This is a genomic window from Streptomyces sp. NBC_01549 (genome assembly GCF_026339955.1).
Lineage (GTDB): Bacteria > Actinomycetota > Actinomycetes > Streptomycetales > Streptomycetaceae > Streptomyces.
The window spans coordinates 169,864-185,440 of the sequence record NZ_JAPEPW010000005.1 but is presented as its reverse complement, the minus strand read 5'-3'; the positions used below and the strand labels follow the sequence as shown (position 1 = coordinate 185,440).

The window sequence follows — 15,577 nt, the reverse complement described above, 5'->3', positions numbered from 1 at the left end:
TGATTGCGGAGGGATAGGGGCAGGCAGCGGACGGCTTGTTGTGGATCGAGGAGGGTGCGATGCCGTCGGTGCTGGGGTTGATGGAACAGCGTGAGGCGCGGGCGAGGCGGGATCTGGAGTCTTGGACGGAGGTTCTGGAGCAGGCTCAGGCGGAGGTGGATGCCGCGCGGGAGCGGGTCGAGCGGGCCCGGGTGGGGCGTGAGGAGCTCGTGTCGGTGCTGGCCGAGGAGAGCGACGTTGATACGCCGGTTTCCGTGTCGTCTGGCGGTGAGACGGCTGCCGGTGTGGGATCGAGCGGCCCCGGCGCGGGGCAGGGCGAGCGGCCGCCGGTGTGGCGGTCGGGCATGGGCGAGGAAGCGCTCAGGGGCTTGTACCGGGAGGTGTTCGCCGCGGTGGTGGCTGCGTCGGGGCCGGTGAACGGAGTGGAGCTGACGCGGGCGGTGGGCCGGGAGGCGGAGATCAAGAACGAGGTGGAGAAGATCCGTCACCGTGCCTATGTGCTGGAGAAGCGGGGCTGGCTGGTGCGGGCGGGGGACGGACGGTTCATGCCCGCGCCCGCAGCAGTCGGCCGGGGCGCCTCTCCGGCCAGCGCGGAGCGTCCCCGGCCAGGCGCCTCGACAGCCTGATCACAGCGGCCCACCACACCATCTGGGTGTGGTGGTCGGGGCGGCGTTCGTGGTCGCGGTTGAGGCGGCGTGAGCGGGAGAGCCAGCTCAGCGTGCGCTCCACCACCCACCTGCGGGCCAGTACGACAAATCCGCGCCTGCCGTCGGAGCGGCGCACGACCTCGATCCGCACTCCGTGGCGGGCAAACGCCTTCGCCAGTGCCGGACCCTGGTAGGCGCTGTCGACCCACACCAACTTCAGCAGCCGGCCCGGCTGGTCCATGAACGTCTCCAGCAGCGCGGGGGCGGCCTTGGAGTCGTGCACGTCGGCCGTGGTCACGGTGACCTCCAGGAGCAGGCCCTCGGTATCGGTCAGGATGTGACGCTTGCGCCCGTCACGTGACTTCCCGCCGTCGTATCCGCGGCTGTCCTCGCCGACGGTCTCGGAGGCGTCCACCGACTGACTGTCGATGATTCCCGCGCTGGGCTCGGTGTTGCGGCCTGCGCGTTCCCTCGCCACGCAGCGCAGGCGTTCGTGCAGCTCACGCACGTAGTCGCAGGCCCGCCAGCGGCGGAAGAAGTCGTAAACCGCCCGCCAGTACGGGAAGTCGACCGGCAGGGCCATCCACTTCACGCCGTTGTCGACCAGGTAGCGCACAGCGTCGAGCATCTCGCGGTGGCAATACGCCTCCGGACGCCCGCCCTGCTTGAGGAGCCAGGCCGGTACCGGCATCGCCGCGCGGACCTCGGCCCACTCCGCGTCCGTCATGTCACTGGGATAGCAGCCTGCCCGCCGTCCCGGAGCGATCGAACCGAACCTGTGCGCGTAGCAGTCGCACTCCGGGGTGACCGCGGTGGACGCGGGTACAGCAGAGATGGTCAACTGGTCGGACAACGGGTCTCCTTGCTCGTGACCGGCCTCAACAACCACGTCACTACCAAGGGGCCCGTTTCTTCATGCCCGCGACCACACCGGCAACTCTGTCCGAACGATCACCCGCGCCGCAGGCTTCGAACGAGATCCGGTTTGCCACAACGCACTAAGTTCTCCAGACGCTCGTGATGTGTCTCGGTGCCCGCATACGGGTGCCGCTGCCGGTTCCTCTTGGTTTCTGCGACCATCGCCGAATGGCCGAGAGCAGGGATCGTTCAGCGCTTCGCGCACTGGTCGGCGAGGTCGTCGCCGGCCTTGGCAGTTTGACGCACCGCCAGTTGAACCCGGCCTTCAAACAGCTGGGCATGCCGCCGGTCCCAGATGATGCCGGGAGCAAGCACGACCGGATTGAGCTGAGCGTCAGCCAGGTACCCGACAGTGAGCTGCCGCAGGTCACGCGACGCATCTTGGAACAGAGCCACGTCTATGTGAGTGCGTCGCGCCGCTACCAGCTCGAGGACCTGCTGTGGGAAGAAGACACACCGCCCGAGATACCCAAGAAGGCCCGCCGTGACCTGGCGCGCGCCCTCAATCTCTCGGAGTTGGCTCAGCACCACGACCGCTTCATGCGGCTACTTGAACGATTCTGGATAGCCGAGGACTCAGGCCTCTCCTTCGCAGAGCTGGAGGGCCTGCTGTTGAACGGGACGCCGCCGGTGACACTGAGAGGCCGCATCGAACGGCACGTCTTCCGCAATCCCGGGGACTGGTCTACGGAAGACCTCTTCGACAACCTCGGGGCGTTCGAGGCCGGGCACGCCAGGCTCGCCCGCTTCCTGGAGGGCCTGGTATCAGCGGACGTCCTCCTTGATGAACACCTCCAGGAGAAAACCGTCAGCACGATCAACGGTCATCTCCGGGCCGCTGGGGTCGAGTTGAGAATGACCGGCAACGACGGCGGCTATCCCGTGTTCACCGTGGTGTCGACGCGACTGCCCGGCAACCGGCGGCCGAAGAACATCATCTTCGCCTCGTTCACCAAGCCGGACATCCGCTTCCAGTCCTCGGTGGACAACGACATCGAGATCGTCGGAGGGAAGCCGGACGACACCCTCGTCTACGACCGTGAGATCCCCATCGAGGGCCTGCGCTGGCGTGATCTGCATACCTGGTGGCAGGACACCCGCGAGATCAGCAGTGACACCGAGGCCAGAGGGGACCTCTACCACCGACTCCTCAAGAGCCTGCCGGACAACTCGGAAGGCCAGAAGAACCTCTTCATCGCCTACCACCAGATTCTCGGGCCCTCCCCCGGGGATCCTGCTCTCCTGCCCGAAGTGTGGCTGCACTGGGACCACAGGACCGTTCAGGAGCGCGGCCCCGAGGCGCTGCTGCGCTCCCGCATGGATTTCCTCCTGCTGCTTCCTCATGGACAGCGTGTCGTCCTGGAGGTCGACGGATCCCAGCACTACACCCGCGACCGCGGTCGCACTCCGGATACAGGCAAGTACGCGGACATGGTCGCCGCTGACCGGGATCTCAAGCTCAGGGGGTACGAGGTGTTCCGCTTCGGCCACGACGAACTCAAGCGTCTCGACGCCGCCCAGGCCCTTCTGCGGCAGTTCATCCCGGACATGTTCCGCCGCTTCAAGGTGAGCAACTGACACCATCCGTGTCGGCCAGCGTGCCGGTCCGATACCGGCGCGGGCTCCTCAGGCCAGAGGCAGCTGACCGAGCGGCCGGCCACGATCGGCCTGCGCCTCCAGAAGAGCGGCCACGTCCGGCCCCCTAGTGAAGGCGGGGCCCTCCCAGTACGCCGGGACCGCCACAGGCGTGAGGCACACCTCGGTGCCATGGACGCGCGCGGCGTCGAAAAGGACCTGCAGCATCTGCACGCCCGCCACATCGAGCGCGCCCAGGCGGGCATGCCACGTCTGGGTCTCCAGGTCGTACAAGGCGATCGGCCGGAGCCTGTCGAGTTGCTCCTGCCATTGAGCATCGGCGGCCGACGCTGTCCGAATGGTGGCCTCCAACACCCATGCACTCTCGGAGGAGTTCGGCGAATTGGTCATGCAAGGGACGGTAGACGTCGCCACTGACAACTCGCCCGGTCGGGTGAATCCCGAGCCTGAACAGAACCCCGGCCGTCCACGAACACGTACTGACAGACGTGGATCCGATCCGAGAAGCGCACCTGTCCGAACCCGGCCTGCTCGTCGTCGACGTGGCGGGCTGCGACGATGCCACCGTCTTCGCCTTCCAGGCGGCGATCGCCCAAATCTGGGGGACTTCGACCGCCGAGCGCACCACCCGGGATGCCGGCCAGCCCGGTGTGCGGCTGCGGATGTACACCGATCTGCGGCAGGCCCTCGAGGAGACCTCGTCTCCGAAGCCGGCGCCGTCGGCCACGTAGACAGGCATGGTCCGCCACCACGGGGGGAGTGACGGACCACGCCTGCGTCCACGGTGCCACACCCGTCCCCGGCGCGCGCAGTCTGCGGGTGAAGCCACCGCAGAAGAAGGCGACTTCGTCCGACTGGCGGCGTTAGGTGCGGGCCGGGCTGTTCAGAGAAGGCGCAGGACGCCGACGACCTTGCCGAGGATCTGCGCGTCGTCGCCGGGGATCGGCTCATAGGCGGGGTTGCGGGGCATCAGCCACACCTGACCGTCCTGCCGGCGCAGCACCTTGACGGTGGCCTCGTCGTCCAGGAGCGCGGCGACGATGTCGCCGTGGTCGGCGCTGTCCATCTTGCGCACGGTGACGATGTCACCGTCACAGATCGCCGCGTCGATCATGGAGTCGCCGACCACGGTCAAGGCGAACAGGTCGCCGTCCCCCACGACCTGCCGGGGCATCGAGTAGACGTCCTCGACCATCTCCTCGGCGAGCAGTGGTGCGCCGGCGGCGATCCGTCCGACGAGCGGCACGTCGACCGGCGCCTCGCTCCTGCCGCCCAGGTCGGGTGCCCACGAAGGCCTCACCCGGTAGGCGCGCGGCGTGTGCGGGTCACGATAGAGGACGCCCTTGCGCTCCAGCGCCATCAGCTGGTGGGCCACCGAGGACGTACTGGCGAGCTGCACGGCCTGGCCGATCTCCCGCATCGACGGCGGGTAGCCCTGCAGGTCGACAGCCTCAGTGATGTAGCGAACGATGGCTGACTGGCGGTCGGTCAGCTCCCCTTCAGCAGTCCGGGGGCCCGGGGGCCGGCCCCGGCGGGCGGGCGCGTTGCTCTCCATTCGGGACACCTCCGTACAAGATCCCTGCGGAACGTGACCCTAACCCGGCCCACCCCACGAATGGAACACTGTTTCGATATAGGTCGCCTTCCACCAGATCCGGCACGTGGGGCCGATGGGCACCCTCGGCGCCGGATGCCGCTCCGCCTGCCGTATCGATACGAAGGCACACACCCTGTCCTGGGTGCGTGCCTTCTGCGTTCAGAGGTGCGGCGTTACCCCATGGCGGCATAATCCTGCGGCGCCTTGCTCAGCCTCTCGAACATCTGCTCTTCGCTCATCCCCCGCCAGGCCACTGCGGAGGCACTAGCGATCTTCCGGAACAGGACGTCGGCGGGGATCGGCGGCAGACCGGCGAAGAGGGGGTGATGGTCTGCACCTGCGCCTTCGCTGAACTCGCGGTGCAGCAGCCACACAACCTCGGCGAACATGGCGTAACTACTCTGGTGCTTGTTCCACAGGCACCGCAGTGCATCGCCGCCGAAATCGCGCTTGATGAAGCCCCACAGGTACGACATCTCTGCCGTCTTGTCCGGGAGCTGATCGTCATTCAGGTACCGGACCCAGTCATTCAGGATGTCCCACCGCAGCGCGTTGGTGATCACACCGGCTGGTGCCACGCTCTGCCGCAAGTCGGCCGCGAACTCATCGTTGAACGTCATCCGGCGACCGTAGCTAGAACGACACCGGCGCACCACGGCGCCCGCCGCGCCGATCGTGACGCCGATGTCGCCGGGCGGTCAGCGAGGGGCCTGACTCCCCGGCCGTCGTTGATAGCCCAGCCGGAACGCCGGGCCGCGGAGAGGTCGCTTCGCACCCTGTAGGGCCACGGCCCACTTCGGCGATGCGCTGACAGTACGGAGGAGCCCCGGAACCGCGAGGTCCCCGGGCGCTCCGGCCTACTTCTCCGGCTCCAGCACCCTCTGTGGCGGGGATCAGTCCAGTACGACGGGCAGCGCTGGCGTGCGCCCTTCTACTACGGCCTCGACCAGGTCTGCCAGACGTACGGGATACACCGTCTCCGTGGCGGCCCGCAGGTCGCTGACGGTCCACCAGCGGGCTTCACAGATGTTGTCGGTCTGCGATGCCCGGTCCGGGGCGACGTCGGCTGCCGAGACGCGGGTGAGGAAGTACTTCTCCACCTGGCGGACCAGACAGCCGCCGACGACATGGTCCTTGCTGCGCTCCGCGAGCTGCGCCCCCAGTTCGACCGCCTTCTCGTCGATGCCGAGTTCTTCGCGCAGTTCGCGGAGCGTTGCCGTGGCGTGGTCCTCCCCGTCCTCCAGTGAGCCGCCGGGCGTCGCCCAGAAGCCGCCCTCCTCGTCGTAGCGCAGCAGCATGACGCGGTCGGCGGCGTCGAGGACGATGGCGCGGGCGGCTTCCCGCAGCGGAGGGATGGAGGTGGTCATGCCCTCCAGTGTGGCCGTTACTGTCCGGCTGCGGCTTCCTGGTCCTCCCGGGTCCATTGCACGATCTTGGGCCAGGGAATGCGGAGGGGATCGTGCTGCTTGGTGGCCTGGATCGCCTTCCACAGGCCGCTGTTGTGGGAGCGCTGGCCGACAAGGCGGTTGAGCCATTGGGAGGTGTCTTCCCACCCGTCGAGGGTTGCGGCCGTGAGCGCGTCGTACAGCTGGCCGGGTCCGGTGCCGGGGTAGCCCCAGGTGTACTCGGTGGCGCCGCCGGAGGACGGCAGCGGGTCGATCCGCAGCTCGCCGTCCGGGGTGGGGGTCAGGGCGAAGACGCCGTCGCTGGATTTGTCGCCGGCGATGACGGTGTGCTCGCCCCAGCCGGCGGGCGGTTTGCCGGTCGGCCATTCGATGGCGAGGTCCGGGTGGTCGGTGTCGTCGACGTGGCTGTGCCCGGGCTTGAACTCGGCGACCCAGCGTCCGGCCGGGTCGGTGTAGAGCTGGGTGAGATCCTCGAGCTCTTTTTCGAGGAAGCGGTAGTGCTTGAGGGTCGGTAGGTGCGTCTCGTTGGTGAGCAGGCGCATCAGTCGTCGTGTGGGCTTCGCCCGCAGTGTCGTCACGGTCTGTGGTGGGAGCGGGGTCAGCTGAGCCCGGTAGTCCTGGGCGACCGGGCCCGCCGTGCTGATCAGCTCGCGGTTGACGGTGGTGAAGACGTCCTCGGGCGAGTAGTGCACCAGGTGTCCGGCCAGGGAGCGGGCCGCTTCCCACAGGGCCTCGCCGTATGGAGAGTCCCATGGCTGTTCGGCTTCGGCCGCCCGCACCTCGTGGAGTTCCGCGGCCGCGTGCCCAAGGTGGAGCTCGCGGGCAGCGGCAGTCCGGACGGCCGTCTCGATCGCCAGCGGCCACTCCGGTGCCGCTGGGCGGGCCGGTGCGTACCAGCCCTCGCCCCGCCCGGTGGCATTGGCGATCTTGGTGCGGGCCTCCTCGAAGGCGCTGAGGGTGTCCGCGGCGAGCACTGTCCAGGCGTGCGGGAACTGCGCGTGCATCTTGTTCTCGTACGCGGCGAGGATCCGCTCGCGGTGCTCGGGCCAGGCGGTGGTGCTGTCGGCCACGGTGAAGGCGGTGCCCTCCCCCATGGTGCGTGCGCGGCGCACCGCGTCGGGCGTGCAGGTCCCGCGCCACCACAGCGGCAGGTCGTGGCCCACAGCGCGGGCGACGACGTCGACGTCGGGAATCCCGGCGTCCCGTACGGGGACGGTCGCCGGGTCGGCGGGCGGCCGCTCGTGTTCCTCGGCGCGGGGTTTGATGAACTTCGGTACCGAGCGGGGCAGTTGCTCCGGCTGACTGCCCTCGGGCGGGTCCAGGCGGAAGGCGTCGACGTCGGGGGCCCACCGCTCGTCCCGGCCGCGGAACGGCAGTGCGTCCGGGACCAGGACGACGGCGTCGCGCCACAGGGCGGGAGGCAGTAGCTGTGCGGCCGCGCGGGCCGCCCTGTTTTTACTGATGTCGTACTCGAGGCCGCTGTAGCGCTGGACCCACACGATGGGCCCGTGGTCGGTCTCGAAGAGGGTCACGTGCACGCGGATTTGCTCGCCGGTGCGCCTGCTGCCGGGCAGCAGCACGTCATCGGCGAAGGTGACGGGTGCCGGGCGGGTGGCCGCGGGCCGCCGGTACAGCGGGGCGGCGTCGTCGGGCAGGGGCCGGCCGGTGTCCTGGCACCAGCGGTCTATGGTGTCCGGCCGCCACCACGGTTTTCCGTCGGTGTCGGTGCCGTCCGCCTTTGGCAGCCGGTCGCCCTTGGCGAGCAGGGTACGTGCGTAGCTCTCGGAGATACGCACCCGGCGGGCGAGCTGCGCGAGCGTGTACCGGGTGCCGAAGTCGGCGCGGTCACGATCATTGCCACGGAAGGGAAGTGACGTCATGTCACCCACAGTACACCCGCTAAAAGCGGAAGCGCTTTTCATTGGAAGCGGTTTGGCTTGAAGTTGTGCGGCATCCGCTTTCGAGGATGGGTAGGCTGCCACTGTCGCATCGCGGCGGGCTGCTCGTGCGCGCCCCGTCCGGGGCGGCGCCCCCCCGTCCGCCGCGGCGGGCACGGTCACAGTCGATGACATATAAAGAGCGTCATGGACTTCCGCCCCATCCCCCGCGACTCCCACGCCTTCCAGCAGTCCGTCACCGCCGCTGAGATCGAAGCGATCGCACGGCGGGCCCTCGGCAGCCGTATCCGGGTCACGTCGGCCGTCGAGCTGGCGGGCGGCATGTACAACAACTCGTACCGGATCACTACTGAGGGCCTGGAGCGGCCCATCATTCTGCGCATCGCCCCCGCCCCGGCAGGCCAGTTCACCTCCGAGCACGAGCTGATGCGCAACGAGTACGCCACGGTCCCCTACCTCGCCCCCGTCGCGGACCTCATCCCGCGCGTGCTGTTCGCGGACTGGTCGCACGAGATCACCGGGCGGGACTGGATGCTGCAGAGCCATCTCGACGGTGCACCCGCCCCCGACCGCCTCGGCGACTACCCCCGCGACCTCTGGCCGGGCTTCTTCGCCCAGCTCGGCGAGATCACGGCGCGTGTTCACACCGTCCGCGGCCCGCACTTCGGTCCGGTCGCAGGCCCAGGACACCACACCTGGGGTATGGCCGTGATCGCCTCCCTCAAGGCCATCGCCGACGACCTGGGCAGCCTCGGCCTGGACGCGGCGGACGTAAGCAAGGTCGCCGATCTCGCCGCCGAACATCGCAACGTCCTGGACGAGGTCACCGAACCACGACTGCTCACCGGCGACTTGTGGACCGTCAACACAATGCTCGCGGCGGCTCCCACACCAGTAATCAGCGGAATCCTCGACCTGGACCGCACCCTGTGGGGCGACCCAGCCGCGGACTGGACGATCCGCATGGCCAGCGCGAAGGCCGACGAGCGCACCGCGTTCTGGGAGACCTACGGCCCCCGCGCCACCTCGGCGGCCGACGCCTGGCGCGCGCTCGTCTACGAAGCCCGCCACCTGGGCGCCATCCGCCTGGAACGCCACCGCCTCCACAACAGCGAGGGCGTCCGCGACAGCTACGCCACCATGGCCGCCGTTCTGGCCCAGTTGACGTGAGCGAGAGGAGACCGACCACATGCGGTACCGGCCGGTGACGAAGGAGAATGCGCTACGCAGTTACGGCGCTGCTGCTCTCGCCCACGAACGTATGACCGCTGATGGCACCGTCGAGCCCGGCTGGTCCGGCCCCGCCGACGTGCAGAGCAGCTTCGCATCCTGGTACGGGAGCGCCACTCGGCTTGGCGCGACCGCGGAGGAACTCGGCAACGCCGTTGAGGTAGCCCGCGCCGAGCGGAAGGCGGATCTGATCGAGCGGGAGAACGAGGTCCGCGCCCAGGATGCTGCCCGGGCAGATCTGCTGAGCGACGTCGCCACGGCGATCGATTACGACCCGGACGTCGCACCCTGGTAGCAGTTCGGAAGCCCGCTACCTGGCCGGGGCCCGCTTGGATGCGGAGTCTTCTGGGTGCGCTCCGCACTCAAAGTGCACTTCCCCGAACGGTACGGACGGGAATTGCCCGACAACACGTGTGAAGGCGGTCGCCCCATCCCCGGGCGACCGCCTTCACGTTGTACGGCAGGGTCAGCGCGGCGCGGTGGATCCCCTGGGAGGCAGCGTCGCAGGCCCGGGGTGCCGGGCGCAGTTCATGCCAATGGACAGGTTTCGGGTCACCGGTCGGCGTCCTCCTGTGCAGCCCGTTGCTCGGCGACGAACGCGTCCTGGGTGCGCACGTAGGCGCGGAGGTCGATGTCGTGTACGAGGACGGGCGGGGAGGGCAGTACCGAGGCGCCCGCTGCGATGAGGAAGGTACGGGTGGCTGCGTCGGCCCCACGTTTTGTGCGGGGCGCCTGGTAGAGGAGATAGGCCGCCTGGAGCCAGGCTGCAAGCGCGGCTGCTGGCGTTGGGTGCTCGGTGGCGAGCAAGCCCATGGCCTGGTGGCGGATTGCCTGCCGGTCGGCCTGCGGACCGGTGGCGCAGTAGATCAGGTGCCCGTCCGTGATGATGCGGGAGGTGTCTCCGCCCCGGGCGGCGATCCGGGTGGCCATCTCGGCGGCGGCCTGATGGGCGGCTCGGCCGCGCAGCAGGCACATGCCCTCGGCGATCCGGCCGTCAGGCAGGGCGACATGGTTCCTCACGACATCGCCCTCGGACGTCTGCGCGAAGCGCGCGTTGGCGTGGGCCTCGAAGTCGCGCATGGTGCGGCTGGCCGGGGTTTCGGTTCCGCCTTGGTAGGTGCGCGTGTCCGGGTCCCAGACGGCGCCGTCCCGGAACCGGGCGGGTTCTCCGATGCGGAAGAGATTGGGGTTGTCGTCGGTGATGGGGGTCCGGAAGCGCTCTGCCCAGCGGGCGCTGTAGCGGCCTTCGGGGTGCCGGCTGCTCGCCGCGGCCCGGTACCGCCAGCCTTCTGCCGCTGTGAACGCCACTTCGAACGCTGTGGCCCGCTCGGCGGTGTCACGGCTCCGGTGCAGGGCGGTGATCAGGGTGTGGTGTAGGCGGGACGCCACTGTGGACTGCTGCTGCGCGCAGTCTCGGATGAGCTGTTGGGCGGTCGTGTTGTTGGTCCGCAGGAGGAGTCCTGGGACGGGGAAGCAGGCTGCGGTGATCACTGCGGGGGCGGCGGGCAGGGTCAACTCTGGCTCCTCGGGGCGACGGTGATGGTGATCTGGCGCAGGATGCGGTCGGCCTGGGTGTCGACGGTGCGCGGATCGTGGCCGGTGACGATGACATGGCCAAGGCGGCCGCGGTTGGAGGTCACCGGGCCCACGTCTGCACCCTCAACCGCGCGCACGCGTACGGCTGGGATGGTGGCAGTCACCTCCGGCAGGCCGGTGACGGAGACCAGCCGGCCCGGATGCGGCGTGGTCAGGAACCGGACGGTGGCGTACCCGCCGGATGCCGGGGCGAGGGTGGCCGGATGGCCGAGTGCGATGTCCCACAGGGTGCGCCACGGGTCGATGCCGAGAGCGTGCTGGATGAGGACGCCGATGTGTCCGGCGCCGAGACGGGCGCCGATCTCCAGGACGGTGCACCGGCCGTCGGGACCGAGGACGAGTTCGGTGTGGGTGGCGCCATTGCGTACGCCGACCGCCGCGATCGCCCGGTCGGCCTGGTCGAGCAGGGCGCGCTCGGCGACCGCGGGCAGGCGGGCGGGCAGCGCATGGCCCAGCTCGACGCGGTGGATTCCGCCAGTGGTGTGCTTGCGGGTGATGCACAGGTGGGTGGTGACACCGTGCTGGGTGATGGACTCGACGCTGAACTCGCGGCCACACACGTGCTCTTGGACCAGGGTGCACTCGTCGCGCGGCATGCCGTAAATCGTTCTGGCCGCGCGGGCGGCGTGCCAGGCCGGCTCGAGGCCTTCGTGGCCGGTGACCACGGTGACGCCGGCCGATCCGGCGCCGTCGGCCGGTTTGACGACGCAGGGGAAGGCGACCGCCCCGGCCGCGTCCAGGGCCCGCAGCTCACCCAGGTCCGAGACGATCGTGGTGCGGGGCGCGGTGACGTGGCCGGCTTCGAACGCGGCCGCCATCACCGCTTTGTTGCGTGCGGCGGGCGCGCGTTCGGGATCGTTGCCGGGCAGACCGAGCGCGGCGCACGCGCGGGCGGCCAGGTCGGTGAGGTACTCGTTGACGGTGAGCAGGGCCTGCACGCCGATCCGGCGCCCGTAGCCCGTGATGTCCGCGAGGGCTTGCCCGGGCTGAGTGAAGTCGGTGACTAGACAGCCCGCTAGGAGCCGGCGCAGCTCGCCGGAGTAGGTGGTGAGAGTGGCGGCGTCGGTGACGGCGTGCACGCGGTGGCCGGAGGCGGCCGCGGTCCGGGCCAGTTGCTCGGACTCGGGGCCGGCCGCCTCCAGCAGCAGGACCGGCAGGCTCACCGGTAGTCCGCCCGTCCGCCCGCACGGCGCATGCAGAGGGTGAAGCAGTGGAATCCGCCGCCGAACAGGCGGCGGTGCCGGTGGCGGACCGGGATGACGGTGAAGCCCTCCCCTTCCAGGGTCTTGATCAGCCCGGCGCAGTCGGCGTTGACCAGCACCCGCTGCTCGTCCAGGGACAGCACGTTGATGTCGATGTACGGGCTGGTCAGCAGCAGCTCGGAGTCCGTGTAGACGGGGAACTGGCCGGGCTCCGGCTCGGGCGGCACGATGAACTTCCAGTTTTGGAAGGGCGCGGGGAGCAGGTCGCGCAGTCCGGCGTGCCGGGCGAGGAACACCCCGGGCTTGAGGGCCAGCAGCATGGAGTCGATGTGGTTGTCGGCCATGCGCCACACCCGGTGGATGCGGAAGCGGCCGGCCACGTGCCGCTGAAGCCAGTCGACGCCGAGCCGGTGGTTGTCCTGCGCGATGTTGACGATCAGGTCCTGGCCCAGGCGCAGCACCTGGGCGCCGTCCAGCATCATCTCGATGCCGACGTCGTACGGGCTGGGCTGCGGGTCGGTGACCGGTTCGGTCGGCCCCCCGAGGGTGGTGGCTGTGGACTGGGCGTAGGAGAGGTCGAAGCTGGCGTCGGTGAGGGTGGGCCGGGGCATCGTCGACCAGCGGGCGCCGGCGTCGGCGTAGCGGCGGAAGACGGGGGTCAGCAGCCGGGTTTCCAGGTAGCGGCTGCGGATCGCGGGCGCTGTTTCGATGATCTCGTCGCCGAGGATGAGGGTGTTGTCGCGCACGTTCAGGGCGGGGGTCGGGGTGGACTGCCAGCCCAGCCCGGCGATCGGTAAGGCGTCTGCGGGCAGTGGCAGCGGCCGGTGCACGGTGATCCCGAGCGAGGCGAGCGTGGCGGCGAAGGTCTCGACGTCCTCGTGGAGTTCCTCGGTGTACCGCTTGCCGATCTTCCACGTTTCGGCCTGCCCGCCGCTGCCGCTGGCGGCAAGGCGCGGATAGGCCCAGTCGGAGCGGTAGCCGCCGATGGCCTCGTGGAAGAACAACTCGAACGTGAGGTCCCGGTCGTGCCCCACGTAGTTCTCCGCGGACCCCACGATGATCTCGCTGAGGGGGGTGAAGTCGTCGTAGCTGTTCAGCATGGGTTTCGTCCTCGATCCGTCTCGTCAGGCGGCCGGGCTGCCGCTGGCGGCTGCGGGGAAGGGAAAGTGCTGGCTGGTCAGGGCGCGGCCGTGCCGGGCGTGCAGCACGATGTGGTCGTCGCCGAGCTGGAGGGTGCGCTGCTCGCTCCAGCCGGCGTAGCGGTACTCGCCGTCGGCGACGTGCACGAGGGCGAAACGGTGCTCCCCGGCCTGAAGGACGAGCCCGTCACCGCGCTCGGCGATCCGGACGGTGGTGGTGCGGCCCTCCAGCGGGGTGTCGTGGCCGAAGTCCATGAACCCGGACGGCAGGGCCAGAACGGGCGGCAGCGTGGCGGGCGGGCGTCGTGCGGGGGCGGGCTGCCGGTTGACCAGCACGTCGGCTTCGGCGAGCTCCTCCTGCCACGGTTCGGGGAAGAGCGCGGCGAGCTCGCGGGTGAACAGGGCGTCGATGACCGCGTGGACGCGCCGTGCGGGCCCGGTGTTGCGTACCAGGTGCTCGCGGGAGAAGTCGCCGTACCAGAGGGTGCCGGGCTGCCACCGGTGTTCGGTGCCGTCCAGGACGAGGACCGCGCCGGGGTGGGTGACGATCGGGATGTGCAGGCGCACCATGCCCCGCCGCAGGTCGTACTTGGGGTCGCAGTGCGGCTGGGAGGCGGCGCTCGGGCCGAGGGCGAGCAGCCGTACTGCGTTCAGCGGGGCCGGGATGGTGTCGAGGATCTCTTGCAGGTAGGGCAGGTGCTGAAGCCAGTCGGTGGCGGCGTAGTCGTCGGGGCCGGGGCCGCCGGGGTCGGTGCGGTCCGGGTCGCCGCCGGGGCTGCGCAGCGGCAGGACGCGCCAGTCGGTCGGCGTGTCCGGGCCGATGCGGCCGGCGGCGTAGTGGGTGCGCTGGCGCTCCCACTCGTGCTCGGTGACCTGGGCGAGTTCGCGGGCGAGTCGGGCCGGGTCGAAGACGGGGGTGAGGCGGGCCGCCGGTGCGGGCCGCGCGGAGGTTGTGGTGCTCATCGGGATGTGCCTTTCGTCAGGCCGCCGCGCGGCAGTCGGCGGCGAAGCGGGTCTCCAGGGCGTTCCAGATGGCGTCGTGGCGGGCCGGGGTGTCGTAGACGGTGGAGAAGGTGAACTGGGCGGCGCCACCGGAGGGCGGGTCGACGATGGGCATCGACACGATCACGCCGGTGCGGGTGGTGGGGTCGTAGCCGAGGCCGAGCTCGGTCAGCGTGCGGTGGAAGGTGACGCCGTCCGGGACCGTCCAGTGGCCGGGGACGTGGGATTCGGTGACGGTGCGCTCGGGTGCGGCGTTCGCGTGCACGATGTGGTGGGCGAACACCTCGTAGATGTGCCAGGACCCGGTGACCTGGGCGTTGACCTCGGTGTACAGCACCTGTCCGTCGGGGGTGACGATGGCATCGGTGCTGAGACGGCCGCGGTATCCGACGTCCCGGTAGGCGGCGGCGAGGCGGGCGGAGCCCTCCAGCAACTGCTTCTCCACTGCCGGGGTGAGGTCGCGCAGGGGGACGCTCTCGTGGCTCAGGCGCCGGCCGGTGTAGCGCAGCTCGCCCATCTCGGTCGGCTGGATACCGGTGTCGGTGAGGTGCTGCTCGCAGTACACGGTCCGCGCGTCGGGGATGAACTCCTCGAGGACGACGGGGAAGCGGCCGCCGGCCGAGGCCCACGCCCAGCGCTCGGACCAGTACGCGGTGACGCCCTCGGTCAGGTCCCCGCCGCCCAGCTGGTGCAGGTGGCGGGCGCCGGCGTGGCCGGTGGCCAGCAAGGGGTCGGCCACGAGCAGCTCGTTGCCCACCCCGGCCCCGTTGTGGGCCTGCTTGACCACGACCGCCCCGGCGTTGTTCAGCAGCTGCTCGGTCGCGGCGGCGGCCTCGCCCGGGTCGCGGACGACGGTGCCCGCCGCGACGGGCGCCCCGGCCGCAGCAGCGAGCATCCTGAACGTCGCCTTGTTGTTGACGAGTTCGCCGCCGCCCTGGGCGAGGAAACCGGCACCGGGCAGCTTCTCGCCCAGACCGAGGGACATGGCGAAGCGGGCGACGGACGCGGACGGCCACAGCGCCCACACCTCCTCCACGGCCTGGACGCCGCCGTGCTCGGCGAGCACGGAGCGCACTCGGTCGAGGAGGTCGGGGTGGGTGAGCATCTGCGGGTCGAGCAGGCGGCCGCCGTACTGGCCGGGCGGCACTGTCACCAGGTGCAGCCAGCGGGGGTCGGTGCCGGTCAGGGCGGTCGAGTAGCGCAGGAAGTGCGGGTCGGGCGGGGCACACAGGACGACGAGGTCGCCGTTGCGGGCACCCCACAGCGCGCGCTGCGTCCACGCCCACAGGTCGGTGCGGTTGCGGATGGCCGGGTCGATGTGGTTGGCGACGATGATCCTCAACGCA

17 protein-coding genes are annotated in these 15,577 nt (G+C 70.0%); 5 read left to right on the top strand and 12 right to left on the bottom strand.

Going from position 1 to position 15,577, the window contains the following annotated elements; all coding sequences use genetic code 11:
• The first annotated feature begins 59 nt into the window (after window positions 1-59).
• Window positions 60-626 carry a hypothetical protein gene (locus OG819_RS55755; protein ID WP_266647764.1) on the top strand — a complete coding sequence of 189 codons (567 nt, stop codon included), beginning with the start codon at window positions 60-62 and terminating at the stop codon, window positions 624-626.
• Here OG819_RS55755 and OG819_RS55750 read toward each other — a convergent pair.
• Together OG819_RS55750 and OG819_RS55745 are read right to left on the bottom strand one after the other, a co-directional pair.
• Complete coding sequence (locus tag OG819_RS55750) at window positions 544-1,500, bottom strand: IS5 family transposase (RefSeq protein ID WP_266647766.1); 957 nt, start codon at window positions 1,498-1,500, stop codon at window positions 544-546. The genes OG819_RS55755 and OG819_RS55750 overlap by 83 nt on opposite strands.
• A gap of 254 nt (window positions 1,501-1,754) precedes the next feature.
• Window positions 1,755-1,961, bottom strand: coding sequence for a hypothetical protein (locus OG819_RS55745; protein WP_266657828.1), 207 nt, complete (start codon window positions 1,959-1,961; stop codon window positions 1,755-1,757).
• On the opposite strand from OG819_RS55745, the gene OG819_RS55740 reads away from it, so the two are divergent.
• Entirely contained in the window at window positions 1,947-3,143 is a 1,197-nt protein-coding gene (locus tag OG819_RS55740) for a hypothetical protein (RefSeq protein WP_266657826.1), read from the top strand. The genes OG819_RS55745 and OG819_RS55740 overlap by 15 nt on opposite strands.
• A gap of 48 nt (window positions 3,144-3,191) precedes the next feature.
• Here OG819_RS55740 and OG819_RS55735 read toward each other — a convergent pair whose 3' ends face one another.
• Complete coding sequence (locus OG819_RS55735) at window positions 3,192-3,551, bottom strand: hypothetical protein (protein WP_266657824.1); 360 nt, start codon at window positions 3,549-3,551, stop codon at window positions 3,192-3,194.
• A 98-nt stretch (window positions 3,552-3,649) separates the two neighbouring features.
• Here OG819_RS55735 and OG819_RS55730 point away from each other — a divergent pair, with 98 nt between their 5' ends.
• The gene (locus OG819_RS55730; protein ID WP_266657822.1) at window positions 3,650-3,892 is read left to right on the top strand and encodes a DUF6207 family protein; all 243 of its coding nucleotides are present in this window, start codon (window positions 3,650-3,652) and stop codon (window positions 3,890-3,892) included.
• A 152-nt stretch (window positions 3,893-4,044) separates the two neighbouring features.
• Here the strand turns inward: OG819_RS55730 and lexA are convergent, their stop codons facing one another.
• From lexA to OG819_RS55710, 4 genes are all read right to left on the bottom strand, one after another.
• Entirely contained in the window at window positions 4,045-4,716 is a 672-nt protein-coding gene (gene lexA, locus OG819_RS55725; RefSeq protein WP_266657820.1) for a transcriptional repressor LexA, read from the bottom strand.
• Between the two features lie 215 nt (window positions 4,717-4,931).
• On the bottom strand, window positions 4,932-5,378 hold the full coding sequence (locus tag OG819_RS55720) for a hypothetical protein (RefSeq protein WP_266657818.1): 447 nt from the start codon (window positions 5,376-5,378) through the stop codon (window positions 4,932-4,934).
• 273 nt (window positions 5,379-5,651) lie between these two features.
• On the bottom strand, window positions 5,652-6,125 hold the full coding sequence (locus tag OG819_RS55715; RefSeq protein WP_266657816.1) for an NUDIX domain-containing protein: 474 nt from the start codon (window positions 6,123-6,125) through the stop codon (window positions 5,652-5,654).
• Window positions 6,126-6,142: 17 nt separating this feature from the next.
• Entirely contained in the window at window positions 6,143-8,044 is a 1,902-nt protein-coding gene (locus OG819_RS55710) for a hypothetical protein (protein WP_266657814.1), read from the bottom strand.
• Between the two features lie 204 nt (window positions 8,045-8,248).
• Between OG819_RS55710 and OG819_RS55705 the strand changes: the two genes are divergently transcribed.
• Both OG819_RS55705 and OG819_RS55700 read left to right on the top strand, forming a co-directional pair.
• Entirely contained in the window at window positions 8,249-9,232 is a 984-nt protein-coding gene (locus OG819_RS55705; RefSeq protein ID WP_266657812.1) for an aminoglycoside phosphotransferase family protein, read from the top strand.
• 34 nt (window positions 9,233-9,266) lie between these two features.
• Window positions 9,267-9,587, top strand: coding sequence for a hypothetical protein (locus tag OG819_RS55700; protein WP_266657810.1), 321 nt, complete (start codon window positions 9,267-9,269; stop codon window positions 9,585-9,587).
• Window positions 9,588-9,844: 257 nt separating this feature from the next.
• Here the strand turns inward: OG819_RS55700 and OG819_RS55695 are convergent, their stop codons facing one another.
• The 5 genes from OG819_RS55695 to OG819_RS55675 are packed head-to-tail and all read right to left on the bottom strand — an operon-like array spanning window position 9,845 to window position 15,573.
• On the bottom strand, window positions 9,845-10,807 hold the full coding sequence (locus OG819_RS55695) for a hypothetical protein (RefSeq protein ID WP_266657808.1): 963 nt from the start codon (window positions 10,805-10,807) through the stop codon (window positions 9,845-9,847).
• Window positions 10,804-12,051, bottom strand: a complete 1,248-nt coding sequence (locus OG819_RS55690) for an ATP-grasp domain-containing protein (protein ID WP_266657806.1) — start codon at window positions 12,049-12,051, stop codon at window positions 10,804-10,806. The genes OG819_RS55695 and OG819_RS55690 overlap by 4 nt, the downstream gene beginning before the upstream one ends.
• Window positions 12,048-13,190, bottom strand: coding sequence for a glycine amidinotransferase (locus tag OG819_RS55685; protein ID WP_266657804.1), 1,143 nt, complete (start codon window positions 13,188-13,190; stop codon window positions 12,048-12,050). The genes OG819_RS55690 and OG819_RS55685 overlap by 4 nt, the downstream gene beginning before the upstream one ends.
• Window positions 13,191-13,214: 24 nt before the next feature.
• Window positions 13,215-14,192, bottom strand: coding sequence for an aspartyl/asparaginyl beta-hydroxylase domain-containing protein (locus OG819_RS55680; protein WP_266657802.1), 978 nt, complete (start codon window positions 14,190-14,192; stop codon window positions 13,215-13,217).
• A 16-nt stretch (window positions 14,193-14,208) separates the two neighbouring features.
• Entirely contained in the window at window positions 14,209-15,573 is a 1,365-nt protein-coding gene (locus tag OG819_RS55675; protein WP_266657800.1) for a hypothetical protein, read from the bottom strand.
• Between the last annotated feature and the right edge of the window lie 4 nt (window positions 15,574-15,577).

Excerpts from the sequence above, each read along its gene's own strand:
- OG819_RS55755 (WP_266647764.1), top strand. The coding sequence starts at position 60 with ATGCCGTCGGTGCTGGGGTTGATGGAACAGCGTGAGGCGCGGGCGAGG.
- OG819_RS55735 (WP_266657824.1), bottom strand. The coding sequence starts at position 3,551 with ATGACCAATTCGCCGAACTCCTCCGAGAGTGCATGGGTGTTGGAGGCC.
- lexA (WP_266657820.1), bottom strand. The coding sequence starts at position 4,716 with ATGGAGAGCAACGCGCCCGCCCGCCGGGGCCGGCCCCCGGGCCCCCGG.
- OG819_RS55720 (WP_266657818.1), bottom strand. The coding sequence starts at position 5,378 with ATGACGTTCAACGATGAGTTCGCGGCCGACTTGCGGCAGAGCGTGGCA.
- OG819_RS55715 (WP_266657816.1), bottom strand. The coding sequence starts at position 6,125 with ATGACCACCTCCATCCCTCCGCTGCGGGAAGCCGCCCGCGCCATCGTC.
- OG819_RS55710 (WP_266657814.1), bottom strand. The coding sequence starts at position 8,044 with ATGACGTCACTTCCCTTCCGTGGCAATGATCGTGACCGCGCCGACTTC.
- OG819_RS55705 (WP_266657812.1), top strand. The coding sequence starts at position 8,249 with ATGGACTTCCGCCCCATCCCCCGCGACTCCCACGCCTTCCAGCAGTCC.
- OG819_RS55685 (WP_266657804.1), bottom strand. The coding sequence starts at position 13,190 with ATGCTGAACAGCTACGACGACTTCACCCCCCTCAGCGAGATCATCGTG.
- OG819_RS55680 (WP_266657802.1), bottom strand. The coding sequence starts at position 14,192 with ATGAGCACCACAACCTCCGCGCGGCCCGCACCGGCGGCCCGCCTCACC.